Source organism: Streptomyces sp. ATCC 21386, from assembly GCF_018728545.1.
Classification (GTDB): Bacteria; Actinomycetota; Actinomycetes; order Streptomycetales; family Streptomycetaceae; genus Streptomyces.
This window is the reverse complement of record NZ_JAAVVL010000001.1, coordinates 7,156,367-7,174,756: the sequence shown is the minus strand read 5'-3', so window position 1 is coordinate 7,174,756 and position 18,390 is coordinate 7,156,367. Positions and strand designations below refer to the sequence as shown.

The window sequence follows — 18,390 nt, the reverse complement described above, 5'->3', positions numbered from 1 at the left end:
TTCGGTGCATGTCGTACTCGCCGGTGGCGGAACCGCCGGTCACATCGAGCCCGCGCTCGCGCTCGCGGACGCCCTGCGCAGGCAGGACCCGACCGTGGGCATCACGGCCCTGGGCACGGAGCGCGGCCTCGAGACACGCCTCGTCCCCGAGCGCGGCTACGAACTCGCGCTGATCCCCGCCGTACCCCTGCCGCGCAAGCCCACCCCCGAGCTGATCACCGTGCCCGGCCGGCTGCGCGGCACGATCAAGGCGACCGAGCAGATCCTGGAGCGCACCAAGGCGGACGCGGTCGTCGGCTTCGGCGGCTACGTCGCCCTGCCCGGCTACCTGGCCGCCAAGCGGCTCGGCGTGCCGATCATCGTCCACGAGGCCAACGCCCGCCCCGGCCTCGCCAACAAGATCGGCTCCCGGTACGCCGCCCAGGTCGCCGTCTCCACCCCGGACAGCAAGCTCCGCGACGCCCGCTACATCGGCATCCCGCTGCGCCGCTCCATCGCCACCCTCGACCGGGCCGCCGTGCGCCCCGAGGCCCGCGCGCTGTTCGGCCTCGACCCCAACCTGCCGACCCTCCTGGTCTCCGGCGGCTCCCAGGGCGCGCGCCGGCTCAACGAGGTCGTCCAGCAGGTCGCGCCCTACCTCCAGCAGGCCGGGATCCAGATCCTGCACGCGGTCGGCCCGAAGAACGAACTGCCGCAGGTACACCAGATGCCGGGAATGCCCCCTTACATCCCGGTACCGTACGTGGACCGGATGGACCTCGCGTACGCCGCGGCCGACATGATGCTCTGCCGCGCAGGCGCGATGACCGTCGCCGAACTCTCTGCCGTCGGGCTCCCGGCCGCCTACGTCCCGCTGCCCATCGGCAACGGCGAACAGCGACTGAACGCCCAGCCGGTGGTCAAGGCCGGCGGCGGACTGCTGGTCGACGACGCGGAACTGACCCCCCAGTGGGTGCAGCAGAACGTGCTGCCCGTCCTCGCCGACCCGCACCGGCTGTACGAGATGTCCCGCGCCGCCAGCGAGTTCGGCCGCCGGGACGCCGACGACCTGCTCGTCGGGATGGTGTACGAGGCGATCGCGTCGCGCCGTTAAGGGCGCGGCAGGAGGCAGGGGAGTGTGGCCGGACCGACCAGCACCGCCGAGCGCGGTGCAGACGAGGATCTGGACTCCGGCCCGCCGCCCAGGCGGCGACTCCCCGGCCCCCGGGCGCTGATCGCCGCCGCGGTCGCCCTGGTCCTGATCGCGGGCGGCTCCGCCTGGACCCTCTACGGCTCCTCGTGGCTGAGGGCCGAGCAGGTCTCCGTGTCGGGCACCCGGGTGCTGACGGAGGCCCAGGTGCGCGAGGTGGCCGCCGTGCCGCTCGGCGACCCGCTGATCTCCGTCGACCTCGACGCGATCGAGTCACGACTGCTCGCGGAATTGCCCCGAATCGACTCGGTCGAGGTAACCCGTTCCTGGCCCCATGGAATCGGGCTGAAAGTGAGTGAACGTACTCCGGTTCTGATTGTCGAAGCGGCCGGGAATTCGGGCAAGTACGTCGAAGTGGACGCGAAAGGTGTGCGTTTTGCCACGGTTTCACGCGCCCCGGACGGCGTTCCCTTCCTGGAATTGACGGTCTCCAGGTCCGGTTCGTCCGCCGCCAGTCTGCGGAGATTCGGCGAGGACCGGCTCGTGCGGGAGGCCGTGCGGGTCGCCGACGCGATTCCGGCCGCGATCGCGCACCAGACCCTGGTCGTCAAGGTCCGCTCCTACGACGCCATCTCGCTGGAGCTGAGCGGGGACCGTACGGTCGCCTGGGGGAGTGCGGAGCGGGGGCGCGCGAAGGGCCGCGCGCTCACCGCCCTGATGAAAGCGGCGCCCGATGCGGGGCACTTCGACGTGAGTGTCCCCACCGCGCCCGCGTCATCGGGGAGTTGACGCACATCCGCGCAGGCCAGCACCCTGGTTGGGCATCGCTATGGCTGATCACATAGGGTGAAAAGAAAAACGGGAGGTTCGGCGTGTTCGTTGAACGTGCGCCACTTGTCGACTTAGTGTCCTGTTCGGAAGAGTCCAAGGAACAGTCACACTGGTAACCCTAAACTTCAGCGTTAGGGTTCGGGTCGGCGTTCGGACCGTCCCACTTCGGCATCAGTCGTCGGCTCGCGGGTACCCCGCGAAGCGGCGACACGTAACTCGAGGCGAGAGGCCTTCGACGTGGCAGCACCGCAGAACTACCTCGCAGTCATCAAAGTCATCGGTGTCGGCGGCGGTGGTGTCAATGCCATCAACCGGATGATCGAGGTCGGTCTCAAGGGCGTCGAGTTCATCGCCATCAACACCGACGCGCAAGCTCTGTTGATGAGCGACGCCGACGTCAAGCTCGACGTCGGCCGTGAACTCACCCGCGGACTCGGCGCCGGCGCCAACCCGGCCGTCGGCCGGAAGGCCGCCGAGGACCACCGCGAGGAGATCGAGGAGGTCCTCAAGGGGGCCGACATGGTCTTCGTGACGGCCGGCGAGGGCGGCGGCACCGGCACCGGCGGCGCGCCCGTCGTGGCCAACATCGCCCGCTCCCTCGGCGCCCTCACCATCGGCGTGGTCACCCGCCCGTTCACCTTCGAGGGCCGCCGCCGCGCCAACCAGGCCGAGGACGGCATCGCCGAACTGCGCGAAGAGGTCGACACCCTCATCGTCATCCCGAACGACAGGCTGCTGTCCATCTCGGACCGCCAGGTCTCCGTGCTGGACGCGTTCAAGTCGGCCGACCAGGTCCTGCTCTCCGGTGTCCAGGGCATCACCGACCTGATCACCACCCCCGGTCTGATCAACCTCGACTTCGCCGACGTCAAGTCCGTCATGTCCGAGGCCGGTTCGGCGCTCATGGGCATCGGCTCGGCCCGCGGCGACGACCGCGCGGTGGCCGCCGCCGAGATGGCGATCTCCTCGCCGCTCCTGGAAGCCTCCATCGACGGCGCCCGCGGCGTCCTGCTCTCCATCTCCGGCGGCTCGGACCTCGGTCTGTTCGAGATCAACGAGGCCGCCCAGCTGGTCAGCGAGGCCGCGCACCCCGAGGCCAACATCATCTTCGGCGCGGTCATCGACGACGCCCTCGGCGACGAGGTCCGGGTCACGGTCATCGCGGCCGGCTTCGACGGCGGCCAGCCCCCGGCCAAGCGGGACAACATCCTCGGCTCGGCCGCGGCCAAGCGTGAGGAGCCCGCTCCGGCGCGGCCCGCCGAGAACCGCCCGTCCTTCGGCTCGCTCGGCAGCGTCAAGCCGAAGGAGGAGCCGCCGGCGCCCGCCCCGGAACCGGTGAACGAGGTTCCGGTCGCCCCGCCGGTCCCGCCGTCCCGGTCCTACTCGGACAGCGCCGCGGAGGAGCTGGACGTGCCGGACTTCCTCAAGTGATAGGACGGCGCGAGAACGTGAGCGGCGCGCACTTCGCCTTCACCGACAGGTGGGGCGGGGTGAGCGCCGCTCCGTATGAGGAGCTCAATCTCGGCGGGGCGGTCGGGGACGACCCGTCCGCCGTGACGACCAACCGGGAGCTGGCGGCCAAGTCGCTGGGTCTGGAACCCGACCGGGTCGTCTGGATGAACCAGGTGCACGGCGCGGATGTCGCCGTGGTCGACGGACCTTGGGGCTCCGACTCCGGTACCGGGTCCGGCACCGGCCCCGGGTCCGCCTCCGCCTCCGCCGGCATTCCGTCCGTCGACGCGATCGTCACCACCCGGCGCGGCCTCGCGCTCGCCGTCCTCACCGCCGACTGCGTGCCCGTGCTGCTGGCCGACCCCGTCGCCGGGGTCGTCGCCGCCGCTCACGCGGGCCGGCCCGGCATGATCGCCGGGGTCGTCCCCGCGGCCGTGCGGGCCATGACCCAACTCGGTGCCGCCCCCGACCGGATCGTCGCCCGCACCGGACCCGCCGTCTGCGGCCGGTGTTACGAAGTGCCCGAGGCGATGCGCGCCGAGGTGGCCACCATCGAGCCGGCGGCGTACGCCGAGACCAGTTGGGGCACGCCCTCCGTGGATGTGTGCGCCGGAGTGCACGCACAGCTGGAGCGCCTCGGAGTGCGCGACCGGGAGCAGTCGCCCGTGTGCACGCTGGAGTCGCGCGATCACTTCTCGTACCGTCGCGACCGCGCCACAGGGCGACTCGCGGGATATGTCTGGCTGGGCTGAGGGGCATGACCGACCGTAAGGCACAACTCGCCGAAAACCTGGCGAAGGTGGAGGAGCGCATCGCCGCGGCCTGCGTGGCCGCGGGCCGCAAGCGGGAGGAGGTGACCCTGATCGTGGTCACCAAGACCTACCCGGCGAGCGATGTGCGGATCCTGTCGCAGCTCGGTGTGCGCCACGTCGCCGAGAACAAGGACCAGGACGCGGCACCCAAGGCGACCGAATGCTCGGATCTGCCCCTTGTGTGGCACTTCGTGGGGCAGTTGCAGACCAACAAGGTCCGTTCTGTGGTGCGTTACGCGGATCTCGTGCAGTCCGTCGATCGTTCCAGGCTTGTCACGGCTCTGTCGAAAGAAGCCGTCAGGGCCGGACGTGAGGTGGGATGTCTCATCCAGGTCGCCCTCGACGCCGACGAGAGCGGCCGGGGAGAGCGAGGAGGTGTCGGTCCGGGCGGAATCGAAGAGCTGGCCGACCTCCTGGCCCGGTCGCCGGGGGTGCGGGTCGATGGTCTGATGACCGTCGCGCCGCTCACCGGGCAGTACGCCGGACGCCAACGGGCCGCGTTCGAGCGGTTGATGGATTTGTCGACCGACCTGCGCCGAGCCCATCCGGCTGCGAACATGGTCTCCGCAGGAATGAGTGCGGACCTCGAGGATGCCGTGGCGGCCGGAGCGACACATGTACGCGTCGGCACTGCGGTACTCGGAGTCCGTGCCGGGCTCGGGTAACGTCGCCAAGAAGTCGGACCACAGCAGAAAATATGGTCATTCCGTCGAGAGGCGGGCGCAACGACCTCGTGGATCGCGGGCACTTGGGAAGTCGTCAGTCGATCCACCACAGAGCGGAGGACTCAGAGCATGGCCGGCGCGATGCGCAAGATGGCGGTCTACCTCGGCCTCGTGGAGGACGATGGGTACGACGGCAGGGGATTCGACCCCGATGACGACTTCGAGCCCGAGCTCGACCCGGAGCCCGAGCGGGACCACCGCCGGCACGAGCCGGTGCACCAGTCACACCAGTCACACCAGTCCCAAAGGGATGAATCGGTGCGAGTGGTGCAGCCCCCGGTGCAGCGCGAGCCGGTGTCGCACGCCACTTCGCTCCCCGCGGAATCGGTGCGACCCGCCCGGATCGCACCCGTGGCGTCCATCACACAAGAACGTTCGAGTCTGGAGAAGAACGCACCGGTGATCATGCCCAAGGTCGTGTCCGAACGAGAGCCTTACCGGATCACCACGTTGCACCCGCGGACCTACAACGAGGCCCGTACCATCGGGGAACACTTCCGTGAGGGCACCCCGGTGATCATGAATCTGACTGAGATGGACGACACAGATGCGAAGCGACTTGTCGACTTTGCGGCCGGTTTGGTGTTTGGTCTTCACGGCAGCATCGAGCGGGTGACGCAGAAGGTGTTCCTGTTGTCGCCTGCTAACGTCGATGTCACGGCGGAGGACAAGGCCCGCATCGCAGAGGGCGGGTTCTTCAACCAGAGCTGAGACGTACGACCGAAAACAGCGGTAGAGCAACACGGCATTGGGGAGAGGGAAACACCGGACATGAGCGTGGTCTTGACGATCCTCTACATCGCGCTGACGGTGTTCTTCATCGTGTTGATCTTCCGGTTGGTCATGGACTACGTCTTCCAGTTCGCCCGCTCATGGCAACCCGGCAAGGCGATGGTGGTCGTTCTGGAGGCCACCTACACTGTCACCGATCCACCGCTCAAGCTTCTGCGGCGGTTCATTCCGCCGCTGCGTCTCGGGGGCGTGGCGCTCGACCTGTCCTTCTTCGTGCTGATGATCATCGTTTTCATCCTGCGTGCGGTGGTAGCCAGCGGGATGGGAGCGGTGTGAGAGATGCGGTCTTGCCGAATGCCGACGACTACGTTGAGGTGAAGAGATGCCGTTGACCCCCGAGGACGTGCGGAACAAGCAGTTCACGACCGTCCGCCTCCGAGAAGGCTATGACGAGGACGAGGTCGATGCCTTCCTCGATGAGGTCGAAGCCGAACTGACGCGCCTGCTCCGCGAGAACGAGGACCTGCGCGCCAAACTGGCCGCGGCCACGCGCGCCGCTGCCCAGAACCAGCAGAACATGCGCAAGCCGCCGGAGCCGCAGGACCAGCAGGGCGGCATGCAGCAGGGTGGCATGCAGCAACAGGGCGGTATGCAGCAGCAGGGTATGCGAGGTCCCGGTGGACCCGTACCCGCCGGCATATCGGGCCCGCCGCAGCAGATGGGGGGCCCCATGGGTGGCCCGCCCCAGCTGCCGAGCGGTGCTCCGCAGCTGCCCGCCGGCCCCGGTGGCCAGGGTGGGCAGCAGGGTCCCGGCCCGATGGGTCAGGGGCCGATGGGCCAGGGCCCGATGGGTCAGGGCCAGATGCAGCCGCAGATGGGCCAGGGCCAGATGGGCCAGGGTCCCATGGGCGGCCAGCCTCCCATGCAGCAGATGGGAGGCCCGATGGGCGGCCCCATGGGCGGTCCGATGGGCGGCCCCGGCCAGGGTCCCGGCGGCGACAGCGCCGCCCGTGTGCTCTCGCTGGCCCAGCAGACCGCCGACCAGGCGATCGCCGAGGCCCGTTCCGAGGCCAACAAGATCGTCGGTGAGGCCCGCAGCCGCGCCGAGGGTCTGGAGCGGGACGCCCGCGCCAAGGCCGACGCGCTGGAGCGGGACGCGCAGGAGAAGCACCGCGTCGCGATGGGCTCCCTGGAGTCCGCCCGCGCCACGCTGGAGCGCAAGGTCGAGGACCTGCGTGGCTTCGAGCGCGAGTACCGCACGCGTCTGAAGTCCTACCTGGAGTCGCAGCTGCGTCAGCTGGAGACCCAGGCGGACGACTCGCTGGCCCCGCCGCGCACCCCGGCGACCGCGTCGCTGCCGCCGTCCCCGGCGCCCTCCATGGCTCCGGCCGGCGCGAGCGCCCCGTCGTACGGCGGCAACCCGGGCGGCATGGGTGGAGGCATGGGCGGTGCCCCGGCTCCGGCCGCGCCCTCCTACGGCGGTCAGCAGCAGATGTCTCCGGCCATGACCCAGCCGATGGCTCCGGTCCGGCCGCAGGGCCCCTCTCCGATGGGGCAGGCTCCCTCGCCGATGCGTGGGTTCCTCATCGACGAGGACGACAACTGACGACTACTGGTACGCCGTAGGCGTCGGCAGCGTTCAGGGCGGGGCCCCGGATTTTAGATCCGGGGCCCCGCCCTTGTGCTGTGGGCGGCTGGGGTCCGTGGGTGCCTGTTCGAGGGCGGGGCGGGTGTCCTACGTACGCAACGCCGAAGGCCTGGGGCACCGAGATTCTCGGTGCCCCAGGCCTTCGGGGTGCCCGGTGACTGTCGCTGGGCGGGGGTAGGAGGCGCTTACCGGCGCGGACAGGGCGCCGCTGCGCCCACCCGTGCCGCCCCAGCGGCACGATTGCCCGCAGCCAGGGACAGCCAAAGGGGCGCGGGGAACCGTGCGATCAGCCACATCTCGGCCGCAGCGCGACGACGGCCTTGCCGGGCAGGGCGTGGCTCGGGCGGGCGCGGAACTTTACGCCTTGCGGAGGCGGAAGGTCAGCGTCAGGGCCTCGTCCGTGAAGGGCTTGCCGAACGTGTCGTCGGCCTCGCCGGAGGCGAAGTCCGTCGCGAGGACCTCGTCCGCGATCAGGGCCGAGTGCTCGGTCAGCGCCGCGCTCACCGCCGGGTCCGTCGCCGTCCAGCGCAGTGCGATCCGGTCCGCCACGTCGAGACCGCTGTTCTTGCGGGCCTCCTGGATGAGGCGGATGGCGTCCCGGGCGAGGCCCGCCCGGCGGAGTTCCTCCGTGATCTCCAGGTCCAGGGCCACGGTCGCGCCCGAGTCGGAGGCCACCGACCAGCCCTCGCGGGGCGTCTCCGTGATGATGACCTCGTCGGGGGCGAGGGCGATGGTCTCGCCGTCGACCTCGACCGTCGCCGTGCCCTCGCGCAGGGCCAGGGACAGGGCGGCCGCGTCGGCGTTCGCCACGGCCTTGGCCACGTCCTGGACGCGCTTGCCGAAGCGCTTGCCCAGCGCGCGGAAGTTGGCCTTGGCGGTCGTGTCCACCAGCGAGCCGCCGACCTCGGAGAGGGAGGCCAGCGAGCTGACGTTCAGCTCCTCCGTGATCTGCGCGTGCAGCTCGGGGTTGAGCGCGTCGAAGCCCGTCGCGGCCACCAGGGCGCGGGACAGGGGCTGACGGGTCTTGACTCCGGACTCCGCACGCGTGGCCCGGCCCAGCTCCACCAGGCGGCGGACCAGGACCATCTGCTTCGACAGCTCGGGGTCGATGGCGGAGAGGTCCGGCTCGGGCCAGGAGGCCAGGTGCACTGACTCGGGGGCACCCGGGGAGACCGGAACGATCAGGTCCTGCCAGACCCGCTCGGTGATGAACGGGGTCAGCGGGGCCATCAGCTTGGTGACCGTCTCGACGACCTCGTGCAGGGTGCGCAGAGCGGCCTTGTCGCCCTGCCAGAAGCGGCGGCGCGAGCGGCGTACGTACCAGTTCGAAAGGTCGTCGACGAACGCCGAGAGCAGCTTTCCGGCGCGCTGGGTGTCGTATGCCTCCAGGGCCCCCGTCACCTGGTCGGTGAGGGCGTGGAGCTCCGAGAGCAGCCAGCGGTCCAGGACCGGGCGGTCGGCCGGGGCCGGGTCCGCCGCGCTGGGCGCCCAGTTCGACGTGCGGGCGTAGAGGGCCTGGAAGGCGACCGTGTTCCAGTACGTGAGGAGCGTCTTGCGGACGACCTCCTGGATGGTGCCGTGGCCGACGCGGCGGGCCGCCCAGGGGGAGCCGCCGGCCGCCATGAACCAGCGGACGGCGTCGGCGCCGTGCTGGTCCATGAGCGGGATGGGCTGGAGGATGTTCCCCAGGTGCTTGGACATCTTGCGGCCGTCCTCGGCGAGGATGTGGCCGAGGCAGACGACGTTCTCGTAACTCGACTTGTCGAAGACCAGGGTGCCGACCGCCATCAGCGTGTAGAACCAGCCGCGGGTCTGGTCGATGGCCTCGCTGATGAACTGGGCCGGGTAGCGGGACTCGAAGAGTTCCTTGTTCTTGTACGGGTAGCCCCACTGCGCGAACGGCATCGAGCCCGAGTCGTACCAGGCGTCGATGACCTCCGGGACGCGCGTGGCCGTGCTGCCGCAGCCGTCCTGGGGGCAGGGGAAGGTGACCGCGTCGATGAACGGGCGGTGCGGGTCCAGCTCCGAGTGGTCGGTGCCGGAGAGCCGGCTCAGCTCCTCGCGGGAGCCGACGCAGCTCAGGTGGTTCTCCTCGCAGCGCCAGATCGGCAGCGGGGTGCCCCAGTAGCGGCTGCGGGAGAGCGCCCAGTCGATGTTGTTGTTCAGCCAGTCGCCGAAGCGGCCGTGCTTGACCGAGTCCGGGAACCAGTTGGTCTTCTCGTTCTCCTGGAGGAGGCGGTCCTTGACGGCGGTGGTGCGGATGTACCAGGACGGCTGCGCGTAGTAGAGGAGCGCGGTGTGACAGCGCCAGCAGTGCGGGTAGCTGTGCTCGTACGGCATGTGCCTGAAGAGCAGGCCACGCTGCTGGAGGTCCTCGGTGAGCTGTTCGTCCGCCTTCTTGAAGAAGACGCCGCCGACGAGGGGGACGTCCTCCTCGAAGGTGCCGTCGGGGCGGACCGGGTTCACCACGGGCAGGCCGTACGAGCGGCAGACCTTGAGGTCGTCCTCACCGAAGGCGGGGGACTGGTGGACCAGACCCGTACCGTCCTCGGTCGTCACGTACTCGGCGTTGACGACGTAGTGCGCCTCGGCCGGGAACTCCACGAGCTCGAACGGACGTTGATACGTCCAGCGCTCCATCTCGGCGCCGGTGAAGGTCTGGCCAGTGGTCTCCCAGCCCTCGCCGAGCGCCTTGGCGACGAGCGGCTCGGCGACGACGAGCTTCTCGGTGCCGTCCGTGGCGACCACGTAGGTGACCTCGGGGTGGGCGGCGACCGCGGTGTTGGACACCAGCGTCCATGGCGTGGTCGTCCACACCAGGAGCGCTGCCTCACCGGCGAGCGGACCGGAGGTGAGCGGGAAACGGACGTACACCGAGGGGTCGACGACCGTCTCGTAGCCCTGCGCCAGCTCGTGGTCCGACAGGCCGGTGCCGCAGCGGGGGCACCAGGGGGCGACGCGGTGGTCCTGGACCAGCAGGCCCTTGTTGAAGATCTCCTTCAGCGACCACCAGACGGACTCCACGTACTCGGGGTCCATGGTCCGGTAGGCGTCGTCGAGGTCGACCCAGTAGCCCATGCGGGTCGTCAGCTCGGCGAAGGCGTCGGTGTGCCGGGTCACCGAGTCGCGGCACTTGGCGTTGAACTCGGCGATGCCGTACGCCTCGATGTCCTTCTTGCCGTTGAAGCCGAGTTCCTTCTCGACCGCCAGCTCGACGGGGAGGCCGTGGCAGTCCCAGCCGGCCTTGCGGGCCACGTGGTAGCCGCGCATCGTGCGGAAGCGGGGGAAGACGTCCTTGAAGACGCGCGCCTCGATGTGGTGGGCACCCGGCATGCCGTTGGCGGTGGGCGGACCCTCGTAGAACACCCACTCGGGGCGGCCCTCGGACTGCTCCAGGCTCTTGGCGAAGATCTTCTGATCGCGCCAGAAGTCGAGCACGGCGTGCTCGAGCGCGGGCAGATCGACCTGGGCGGGCACCTGGCGGTACGTCGGCTCTGTCATGAGCGGGCTTCCTCCAACGGACTTGCTGCCTTCCGTCGGAGGGACGAGAGCTTCGATCCTTCGTACGCCGTGTGCGGCGCGCTCCCGCGGTACCACCCTCCTTGGCCCGCCTGCGCGCCGTGTGCGCCGGTGAGCCCCCTCATTGAGGTCGCGATGCCGGGTCTACTCGCCACGTCCCTCGGACTGCGCCATGCGGTGCGGCTTTCTTCCGGCGGCTCCGGGGTGATCTTCACATCGCGCTCGCCCCCGGGCTTCCACCGTCCCCGGGTCGCTCTGGGCTGCGTACGACGCTACTCGTCCCCATCCACGCTTCTCGCTCCGCCCAGTGTACGGCGCCGTACGGACAGCGGCCGACCGGATTTCCGGCGGCCGTGGGAGGGGCCCGGCGGGACCTCGGCCGGGGTTGTCGGGCGGGAGCGGGGTGACCTGCGCGATGACCCGAATGGAGCGGGTGGGGCGTCCGGATCCTGGGACGTGCGGCGTGGCGGAATACCCGGCGGGGAGCTGGGCACAACGCTTGCAGGCTCGTCGCGCGACGGTCGCGGTGCGGGGTGAAACAGGTGGTCTGCCCCGTTGCCGCGGGACTCGGGTCGATTTATCGTCCCAGCACGATACGCGTGCAAGATCACAATATGTGAAGGGGCGCGGCATGGTGGCGAAGAAGACCGCCGTAAAGCAGTCGGCGTCCGGCAGATCCACGGTGGCCTCCGGCGGCGGGGGCGAGGGGCGGAAGGCCTCGGCGGTGAAGGCGGCCGAGAAGAAGAGGGTGGCGAAGAAGGCGGGGGCGAAGAACGCGGTGACCAGGAAGACCGTGGCCGAGAAGTCGGTCGCGGGCGAAGCGGTCGTCGGGAAGTCGGGTGCCGAGAAGTCGGCGAGCAGGAAGTCGGTCGGTGGTGCGTCGGCCGTCAGGAAGACCGCCGCCAAGAGGACGACGGCCAGGAAGACGACGGCCAAGAAGAACACCTCTGCGACGAAGAGCACGGTCAAGAAGGCGGGCGCGGCCGAGGCCGCCGAGACGACGGGAGCCACGACGGTGGTTGCGAAGAACACTCCTGGTACGGCTACGGCGGCGAAGAAGAAGCCCACCGCCGTCCCCAAGGCACGGCCCGCCGCGGTGGAGCCCGGCGAGCTCGCGGTACGCCCCGGAGAGGACCCCTGGAGCCCCGAGGAGGTGGCCGAGGCCCGGACGGAGCTGCAGTCGGAGGCGGTGCGGCTGAGGACCGAGCTGGAGGCCTCCGAGCGGGCCCTGACGGGTCTGATGCGGGACTCCGGCGACGGCGCGGGCGACGACCAGGCCGACACCGGGGCGAAGAACATCACGCGCGAGCACGAGCTGTCCCTCGCCCACAACGCGCGCGAGATGCTCGACCAGACCGAGCGCGCCCTCGACCGGCTCGCCTCGGGCACCTACGGGCTCTGCGAGAACTGCGGCAATCCGATCGGAAAGGCGCGAATGCAGGCTTTCCCCCGGGCCACACTGTGCGTCGAGTGCAAGCAGAAGCAGGAACGTCGCTAGCGATCTCCGACGGAGCCGCTGGTCCGCGGCGGGCGTGTCGTACCTTTGTCCTCAGTCAGGAACCTAGGTTGAGGGACTCACGTGGCAGAGGCGGAGCGCATCATCGGTACGCCGGACATTCCAGACGCGACGGGGGCCGACCCGGAGCAGTCCGACGGCGGCGACGCCGCGGCGCAGCGGACCGAGGCCGCGGCCGAGCCGCGCGGGCGGCGCCGGATCGCCGTGCTGTTCGGGGTCGCCGCGCTGGCGTACGCGCTCGACCTGGTCAGCAAGATGATCGTGGTCGCGAAGCTGGAGCACCACGAGCCGATCGAGATCATCGGTGACTGGCTGAAGTTCGAGGCGATCCGCAACGCGGGCGCGGCCTTCGGCTTCGGCGAGGCCTTCACGATCATCTTCACGATGATCGCGGCGATCGTGATCGTCGTGATCGCCCGGCTCGCCCGCAAGCTCTACAGCCTGCCCTGGGCGATCGCGCTCGGTCTGCTGCTCGGCGGTGCGCTGGGCAACCTCACCGACCGGATCTTCCGGTCGCCGGGTGTCTTCGAGGGCGCGGTCGTCGACTTCATCGCACCGAAGGGCTTCGCGGTCTTCAACCTCGCGGATTCGGCCATCGTGTGCGGCGGCATCCTGATCGTGCTGCTGTCCTTCCGGGGGCTCGACCCCGACGGGACCGTCCACAAGGACTGATTCCACGCGGGCGAGTGCGGGGGCCCGGGCGGGACCGAGGCGGGGGCCGACCGGGTTTTCCACAGGCGCGGTCGGGCGTGTCGTGACGGTCCGGCATACTCGTCGGGTGAGCACGATTCCCGAGATCCGTACCCTGCCCGTGCCCGACGGCCTGGAGGGCGAGCGTGTCGACGCCGCCATCTCCCGCATGTTCGGCTTCTCCCGCACCAAGGCGGCCGAGCTCGCCGCCGCGGGGAAGGTCACGGTCGACGGGTCGGTGGTCGGCAAGTCGGAGCGGGTGCACGGCGGGGCCTGGCTGGAGGTCGAGATGCCGCAGGCGCCCGCGCCGGTGCAGGTCGTCGCCGAGCCGGTCGAGGGCATGGAGATCGTGCACGACGACGACGACGTGGTCGTGATCGTCAAGCCGGTCGGTGTGGCCGCGCACCCCAGCCCCGGCTGGTCCGGGCCCACCGTGATCGGCGGGCTCGCGGCCGCCGGGTACCGGATCTCGACGTCCGGGGCCGCCGAGCGCCAGGGCATCGTGCACCGGCTCGACGTGGGCACCTCGGGCCTCATGGTGGTCGCCAAGTCGGAGTACGCGTACACCTCCCTGAAGCGCCAGTTCAAGGAGCGCACGGTCGACAAGCGGTACCACGCGCTGGTCCAGGGCCACCCCGACCCCACGAGCGGCACCATCGACGCGCCCATCGGACGGCACCCCAACCACGACTACAAGTGGGCGGTCATCGCCGAGGGCAAACCCTCGGTCACGCACTACGACCTGGTCGAGGCGTTTCGGGCGGCGTCCCTGCTCGACATCAAACTGGAGACCGGGCGCACCCACCAGATCCGCGTCCACATGTCCGCCCACCGGCACCCCTGCGTCGGCGACCTCACGTACGGTGCCGACCCGACGCTCGCCAAGCGGCTCGGCATCACGCGGCAGTGGCTGCAGGCCGTGCGGCTCGGTTTCGAGCATCCCGGGGACGGGAGCTGGGTCGAGTTCGAGTGCGACTATCCCGCGGATCTGCAGAAGGCCCTCGACAAGGTGCGCGAGGAGACGTACGCGTGAGTCCGGTGCCGGTGTCCTATGTGGTGCGCGTCGCCGACGATCCCGGCGACCGCGAGGCGTGCTTCGCGGTGCGCAAGGAGGTCTTCGTCGTCGAGCAGGGGGTGCCGGAGGACCTGGAGTACGACGCGTACGACGCCGGGGCCGTGCACGTCCTGGCCGTGCGGGACGACGGGGTGCCCCTCGGGGCCGGGCGGCTGCTGTACGGGGAGGCCGCCGCCGGCAAGACCGGCGGGGAGCCCGGCGTGGGGTCCCTCGGGCGGCTCGCCGTCGTGGCCGAGGCCCGGGGGCTCGGACTCGGGGTCGCGTTGGTGCGGGCCGTCGAGGAGGCGGCCCGGGAGCGCGGGCTGACCGCGGTGGACCTGGGGGGCGCAGACACACGCGCTGGGTTTCTACGAGCGGCTGGGGTATGCGGCGTACGGGCCGGAGTTCCTGGACGCAGGCATACCTCATCGTGCGATGCGGCGCAGGCTCTGACGCGGCGCAGGCTCTGACGCGGCGCAGGCTCTGACGCGGCGCTGGCTTCGGCGTCGCGCTGGCTTCGGCGTCGCGCTGACTTTGGCGTCGCGCTGGCTTTGGCGTTCCGCGGTGCGGGTGGGGCACCCTGGGCATCCGGTCGGTTGTGATCGTCTAGCACCAGCGGAGCACCCCCATGGATCAGTTGGCCCTGTTCTTCGTCCTGCTGGTGGGGGCCGTGGTCAGTGTGCCGGTGGGGGAGCGGCTGAAGCTGCCGGCGCCGGTGCTGATGACACTGCTCGGCATCGCCCTGGCCCTGCCCGGGTCCGTGCCCAATGTGGAGCTCCCGCCCGAGTTCATCCTGCCGTTGCTGCTGCCACCGCTGCTGTACGCGGCGGTGCGGCGGACCTCCTGGCGGCAGTTCGCGGCGAACCGGCGGCCCATCTTCCTGCTGGCCGTGGCACTCGTGTTCGTGACCACCGCCGCGGTGGCGGCCGTGGCCGGCGCCATCGTGCCCGGGCTGCCCGTCGCGGCGGCCGTGGCGCTCGGCGCCCTCGTCGCGCCGCCCGACCCGGTGGCGGCGACCGCCGTGGCCGGACAACTCGGGCTGCCGCGCCGACTGGTGTCGATACTGGAGGGCGAGGGCCTCTTCAACGACGTCACCGCCATCGTGCTCTATCACGTGGCCATCGCCGCCGTCGTCAGCGGATCGTTCTCGTGGCCCAGCGCCGCGCTCCAGCTCGTGCTGTCCGCCGTCGTCGCTCTCGCCGTGGGCATCGGGCTCGGCTGGGCGGCCAACAAGCTGATGGACTTCCTGGAGGACGCGACGCTGCAGATCGGGCTGACCCTGCTCGTGCCGTACGCGTCGTACGTGATGGCCGAGGAGCTCCACGGGTCCGGGGTGCTCGCGGTGCTCACGACCGCGTTGTTCCTCGCGGAGTACGCGCTCGGCGCGGACGACGTCCTGACGCGGCTCGCCGGGCACACGGTCTGGGACGTCGTGGACACGCTGGTCACCGGTGTCGCGTTCGGGCTGATCGGGCTGGAGCTGCACAACGCTATCCGTACGGCGTCGGGGCGGTGGGGCGAGATGCTCGGCTGGGCGGCGGCCGTCGTGGTCGTCGTCGTGTTCGTACGGCTGGTGTGGCTGCTGCCGGCCACGTGGCTGGCGCGGCGGTTGCACGCGAAGCGGGACTACGACGAGGAGATCCCGATGTCGTGGCGCGAGACCGTGGTGATGTGGTGGTCGGGGATGCGAGGGGTGGCGTCCGTGGCGCTGGCGCTGGCGATTCCGTTGGAGACGGACAGCGGGGCGCCGTTCCCGAACCGGGACGAGATCGTGTTCATCGCGTTCGGGGTGATCATGGCGACGCTGGTGCTGCAGGGGCTGACTCTGCCGTGGCTGGTGCGGCGGTTGGGGGTGCGGGCAGACGAGGGGGCCGAGAAGGAGTTCGAGAAGGTGTTGGCCGTGCGGGCGGCGAAAGCGGCGAAGCGGCGGCTGAAGGAGATCGAGGAGGTGGAGGAGCTGCCGGAGGAGATGTCCGAGCGGTTGTTGCGGCGGGCCTTCGAGATCGGGGTGCGGATCAGTCCGGAGGTGGGGGAGGAGGAACGCCGCGAGGGGCATGAGCAGCGGGTGCGGCGGCTTCGCCGGATGCGGCGGATCCAGGGGGAGATGTTGAGCGCGGCTCGGCACGAGGTGCTGGCCGCGCGGAGTGAGCCGGGTGCGAATCCCGAGGTGGTGGACCGGGTGTTGCGGCATCTGGATGTGCGGAGCCTGCGGTGAGGTGGGCGGCCCCTTTGCCCAGTCACGCCCGCCCGTGACTCCCTTGCGCGGGGGTCTCCTGTGAGGGCTGGTCACCGTTGGCGGCTGGCTCGTCCGGGAGTGCCTCGCCGGGTGAGCGGGTTGCCTTTCAGGTCAACGGGGGCGCCGAACGTGGGTGCTGAGGGAGCGGGGCGGCCCCGGCGCTCGGGGCCGCCCCACTTTCAGGTCGGCGTACGGACGTTGCTCGTGCTCACCCTCGGTCCGGGGCCCTCGGGTGCTCGTGGACGCGGCTGCGGTTGGTGCGGAGGGGTGTGGCGTCCCCGTTGTGGGAGGGGGAGTGGGGGTGGGTCGGGGGGAGCACCGCGTCGGCGGTGTTGACGCGGGGGAGGGCGTAGGGGTGGGTCTCGGTGAGCCAGCTGATGAGCTGTTCGCGGACGCTGACGCGGACGGTCCACAGGTCGTCCGGGTCCTTGGCGGTGACGAGGGCGCGGACCTCCATGGTGGAGGGCGTCGAGTCCGTGACCGTCAGGTCGTAGTGACGGCCGTCCCAGGCGGGGCAGGAACGCAGGATGTCGCGCAGCCGCTCGCGCATCGCGGCCAGCGGCGCGGTGTGGTCGACGTGCAGGAACACCGTGCCGGTCATCTGCGCGCCACCCCGGGACCAGTTCTCGAACGGCTTCGAGGTGAAGTACGACACCGGCATCGTGATCCGGCGCTCGTCCCAGGTGCGGACCGTCAGGAACGTGAGGGTGATCTCGTCGACCGTCCCCCACTCTCCCTCCACCACGACCACGTCACCGAGGCGGACCATGTCGCCGAAGGCGATCTGCAGCCCGGCGAAGAGGTTGCTCAGCGTGGACTGCGCGGCGATACCGGCGACGATGCCCAGGAGTCCGGCCGAGGCCAGCAGTGAGGCGCCGGCCGCGCGCATCGCCGGGAACGTCAGCAGCATCGCGGCCACCGCCACCACACCGACGATCGCCGAGACGACCCGCATGATGAGCGTCACCTGGGTCCGCACCCGGCGTACCCGGGCCGGATCGCGGTGGGCGCGGGCGTAGCGGCTGTACGTCGTCTCCACTATCGCGGCCGCGATGCGGATCACCAGCCAGGCCGTGGCGCCGATCAGTACCAGCGTCAGGGTGCGGCCGATGGCGGTGCGGTGCTGCTCCAGCAGCTGCGCCTCGTCGTACGACGCTCTGAGGAAGGCCGCGCACAGGACCAGTTGATAGGGGATGCGACCGCGGCGCAGCAGGCCCCACAAGGGAGTTTCGTGGTGCCGCTGGTCCGCCTTGCGCAGCAGCAGATCGGTCGTCCAGCCGATGAGCAGCGTGAGGACGACCGAGCCACCGATGACGATCAATGGGCGGAGTAGGTTCTCCATGCCTTCGAACGTAACCGGCCGCGCGGGGGGATGAACATGTGACTTCGGCCGCGCTCTGGGTACGGGCGCGCGAAACGGGCGGCCGGACACTGGTCAGGCCCGGCTGGCACCATGGCCCCATGAACATCATGCTCTTCCACTCGATCTACGGTCTGCGGCCCGCCGTGCGGCGGGCGGCGGACCGGCTGCGTGACGCCGGTCACGAGGTGTGGACCCCCGACCTCTTCGACGGCCGGACGTTCGACACGGTCGAGGAGGGCAGGGCCCTCAACGAGGAACTGGGCCGGGAAGAGATCCTCAAGCGGGCGGTCCTGGCCGCCGCGCCCTACTCGGAGCGGGGGCTCGTCTACGCCGGCTTCTCGCTCGGTGCCGCCGTCGCGCAGACCCTCGCCCTGGGCGACAAGAACGCACGCGGACTGCTGCTCCTGCACGGCACGTCGGACATCGCCGCCAGCGCTTCCGTGGACGAGCTGCCCGTTCAACTGCACGTCGCCGAGCCCGATCCCTTCGAGCCCGACGACTGGCTGAGCGCCTGGTACCTGCAGATGCGCAAGGCCGGTGCCGACGTTGAGGTATACCGCTACGCCGGCGCCGGCCACCTCTACACCGACCCCGACCTCCCCGACTACGACGCGGAGGCCGCCGAGGCCACCTGGCACGTGGCGCTCGGCTTCCTCGAAACCCTGTGAGACGTGGCCGGGACG

The 18,390-nt window shown here is 70.4% G+C and carries 15 protein-coding genes and 1 pseudogene; 14 read left to right on the top strand and 2 right to left on the bottom strand.

The window, feature by feature from the left end; translation table 11 throughout:
• Positions 1-4 precede the first annotated feature (4 nt).
• The 8 genes from murG (at position 5) to GWK25_RS30815 (ending at position 7,287) form a co-directional block, all read left to right on the top strand.
• The gene (gene murG, locus GWK25_RS30850; RefSeq protein WP_184895208.1) at positions 5-1,093 is read left to right on the top strand and encodes an undecaprenyldiphospho-muramoylpentapeptide beta-N-acetylglucosaminyltransferase; all 1,089 of its coding nucleotides are present in this window, start codon (positions 5-7) and stop codon (positions 1,091-1,093) included.
• Between the two features lie 24 nt (positions 1,094-1,117).
• Positions 1,118-1,918 (top strand): FtsQ-type POTRA domain-containing protein, encoded by an 801-nt coding sequence (locus GWK25_RS30845; RefSeq protein WP_215454652.1) that lies wholly within the window; start codon positions 1,118-1,120, stop codon positions 1,916-1,918.
• A gap of 279 nt (positions 1,919-2,197) precedes the next feature.
• On the top strand, positions 2,198-3,391 hold the full coding sequence (gene ftsZ, locus GWK25_RS30840; RefSeq protein ID WP_184895212.1) for a cell division protein FtsZ: 1,194 nt from the start codon (positions 2,198-2,200) through the stop codon (positions 3,389-3,391).
• Complete coding sequence (gene pgeF / locus GWK25_RS30835; protein WP_215454651.1) at positions 3,388-4,164, top strand: peptidoglycan editing factor PgeF; 777 nt, start codon at positions 3,388-3,390, stop codon at positions 4,162-4,164. Before ftsZ ends, pgeF begins: the two co-directional genes overlap by 4 nt.
• Positions 4,165-4,169: 5 nt before the next feature.
• On the top strand, positions 4,170-4,889 hold the full coding sequence (locus GWK25_RS30830) for a YggS family pyridoxal phosphate-dependent enzyme (RefSeq protein WP_215454650.1): 720 nt from the start codon (positions 4,170-4,172) through the stop codon (positions 4,887-4,889).
• A 129-nt stretch (positions 4,890-5,018) separates the two neighbouring features.
• On the top strand, positions 5,019-5,660 hold the full coding sequence (locus GWK25_RS30825; RefSeq protein ID WP_086757875.1) for a cell division protein SepF: 642 nt from the start codon (positions 5,019-5,021) through the stop codon (positions 5,658-5,660).
• A 60-nt stretch (positions 5,661-5,720) separates the two neighbouring features.
• Positions 5,721-6,017 carry a YggT family protein gene (locus GWK25_RS30820; RefSeq protein ID WP_033528111.1) on the top strand — a complete coding sequence of 99 codons (297 nt, stop codon included), beginning with the start codon at positions 5,721-5,723 and terminating at the stop codon, positions 6,015-6,017.
• A 46-nt stretch (positions 6,018-6,063) separates the two neighbouring features.
• Positions 6,064-7,287, top strand: a complete 1,224-nt coding sequence (locus GWK25_RS30815) for a DivIVA domain-containing protein (protein ID WP_215454649.1) — start codon at positions 6,064-6,066, stop codon at positions 7,285-7,287.
• Between the two features lie 399 nt (positions 7,288-7,686).
• On the opposite strand, the gene ileS is transcribed toward GWK25_RS30815, so the two are convergent.
• Positions 7,687-10,830 (bottom strand): isoleucine--tRNA ligase, encoded by a 3,144-nt coding sequence (gene ileS, locus GWK25_RS30810; RefSeq protein WP_215454648.1) that lies wholly within the window; start codon positions 10,828-10,830, stop codon positions 7,687-7,689.
• A 649-nt stretch (positions 10,831-11,479) separates the two neighbouring features.
• Between ileS and GWK25_RS30805 the strand changes: the two genes are divergently transcribed.
• From GWK25_RS30805 to GWK25_RS30785, 5 genes and pseudogenes are all read left to right on the top strand, one after another.
• On the top strand, positions 11,480-12,346 hold the full coding sequence (locus GWK25_RS30805) for a TraR/DksA C4-type zinc finger protein (RefSeq protein ID WP_215454647.1): 867 nt from the start codon (positions 11,480-11,482) through the stop codon (positions 12,344-12,346).
• A gap of 81 nt (positions 12,347-12,427) precedes the next feature.
• Positions 12,428-13,036, top strand: coding sequence for a signal peptidase II (lspA, locus tag GWK25_RS30800; protein WP_215454646.1), 609 nt, complete (start codon positions 12,428-12,430; stop codon positions 13,034-13,036).
• A gap of 106 nt (positions 13,037-13,142) precedes the next feature.
• Positions 13,143-14,087, top strand: coding sequence for an RluA family pseudouridine synthase (locus tag GWK25_RS30795; RefSeq protein ID WP_215454645.1), 945 nt, complete (start codon positions 13,143-13,145; stop codon positions 14,085-14,087).
• Positions 14,084-14,561 (top strand): annotated as a pseudogene (locus GWK25_RS30790) (GNAT family N-acetyltransferase). The gene GWK25_RS30795 and the pseudogene GWK25_RS30790 overlap by 4 nt, the downstream one beginning before the upstream one ends.
• Before the next feature lie 175 nt (positions 14,562-14,736).
• Positions 14,737-16,323, top strand: coding sequence for a Na+/H+ antiporter (locus tag GWK25_RS30785; protein ID WP_215454644.1), 1,587 nt, complete (start codon positions 14,737-14,739; stop codon positions 16,321-16,323).
• Between the two features lie 229 nt (positions 16,324-16,552).
• Here the strand turns inward: GWK25_RS30785 and GWK25_RS30780 are convergent, their stop codons facing one another.
• Positions 16,553-17,686 carry a mechanosensitive ion channel family protein gene (locus GWK25_RS30780; protein WP_215454643.1) on the bottom strand — a complete coding sequence of 378 codons (1,134 nt, stop codon included), beginning with the start codon at positions 17,684-17,686 and terminating at the stop codon, positions 16,553-16,555.
• Between the two features lie 119 nt (positions 17,687-17,805).
• Between GWK25_RS30780 and GWK25_RS30775 the strand changes: the two genes are divergently transcribed.
• The gene (locus tag GWK25_RS30775) at positions 17,806-18,375 is read left to right on the top strand and encodes a dienelactone hydrolase family protein (protein WP_215454642.1); all 570 of its coding nucleotides are present in this window, start codon (positions 17,806-17,808) and stop codon (positions 18,373-18,375) included.
• Positions 18,376-18,390: the final 15 nt, after the last annotated feature.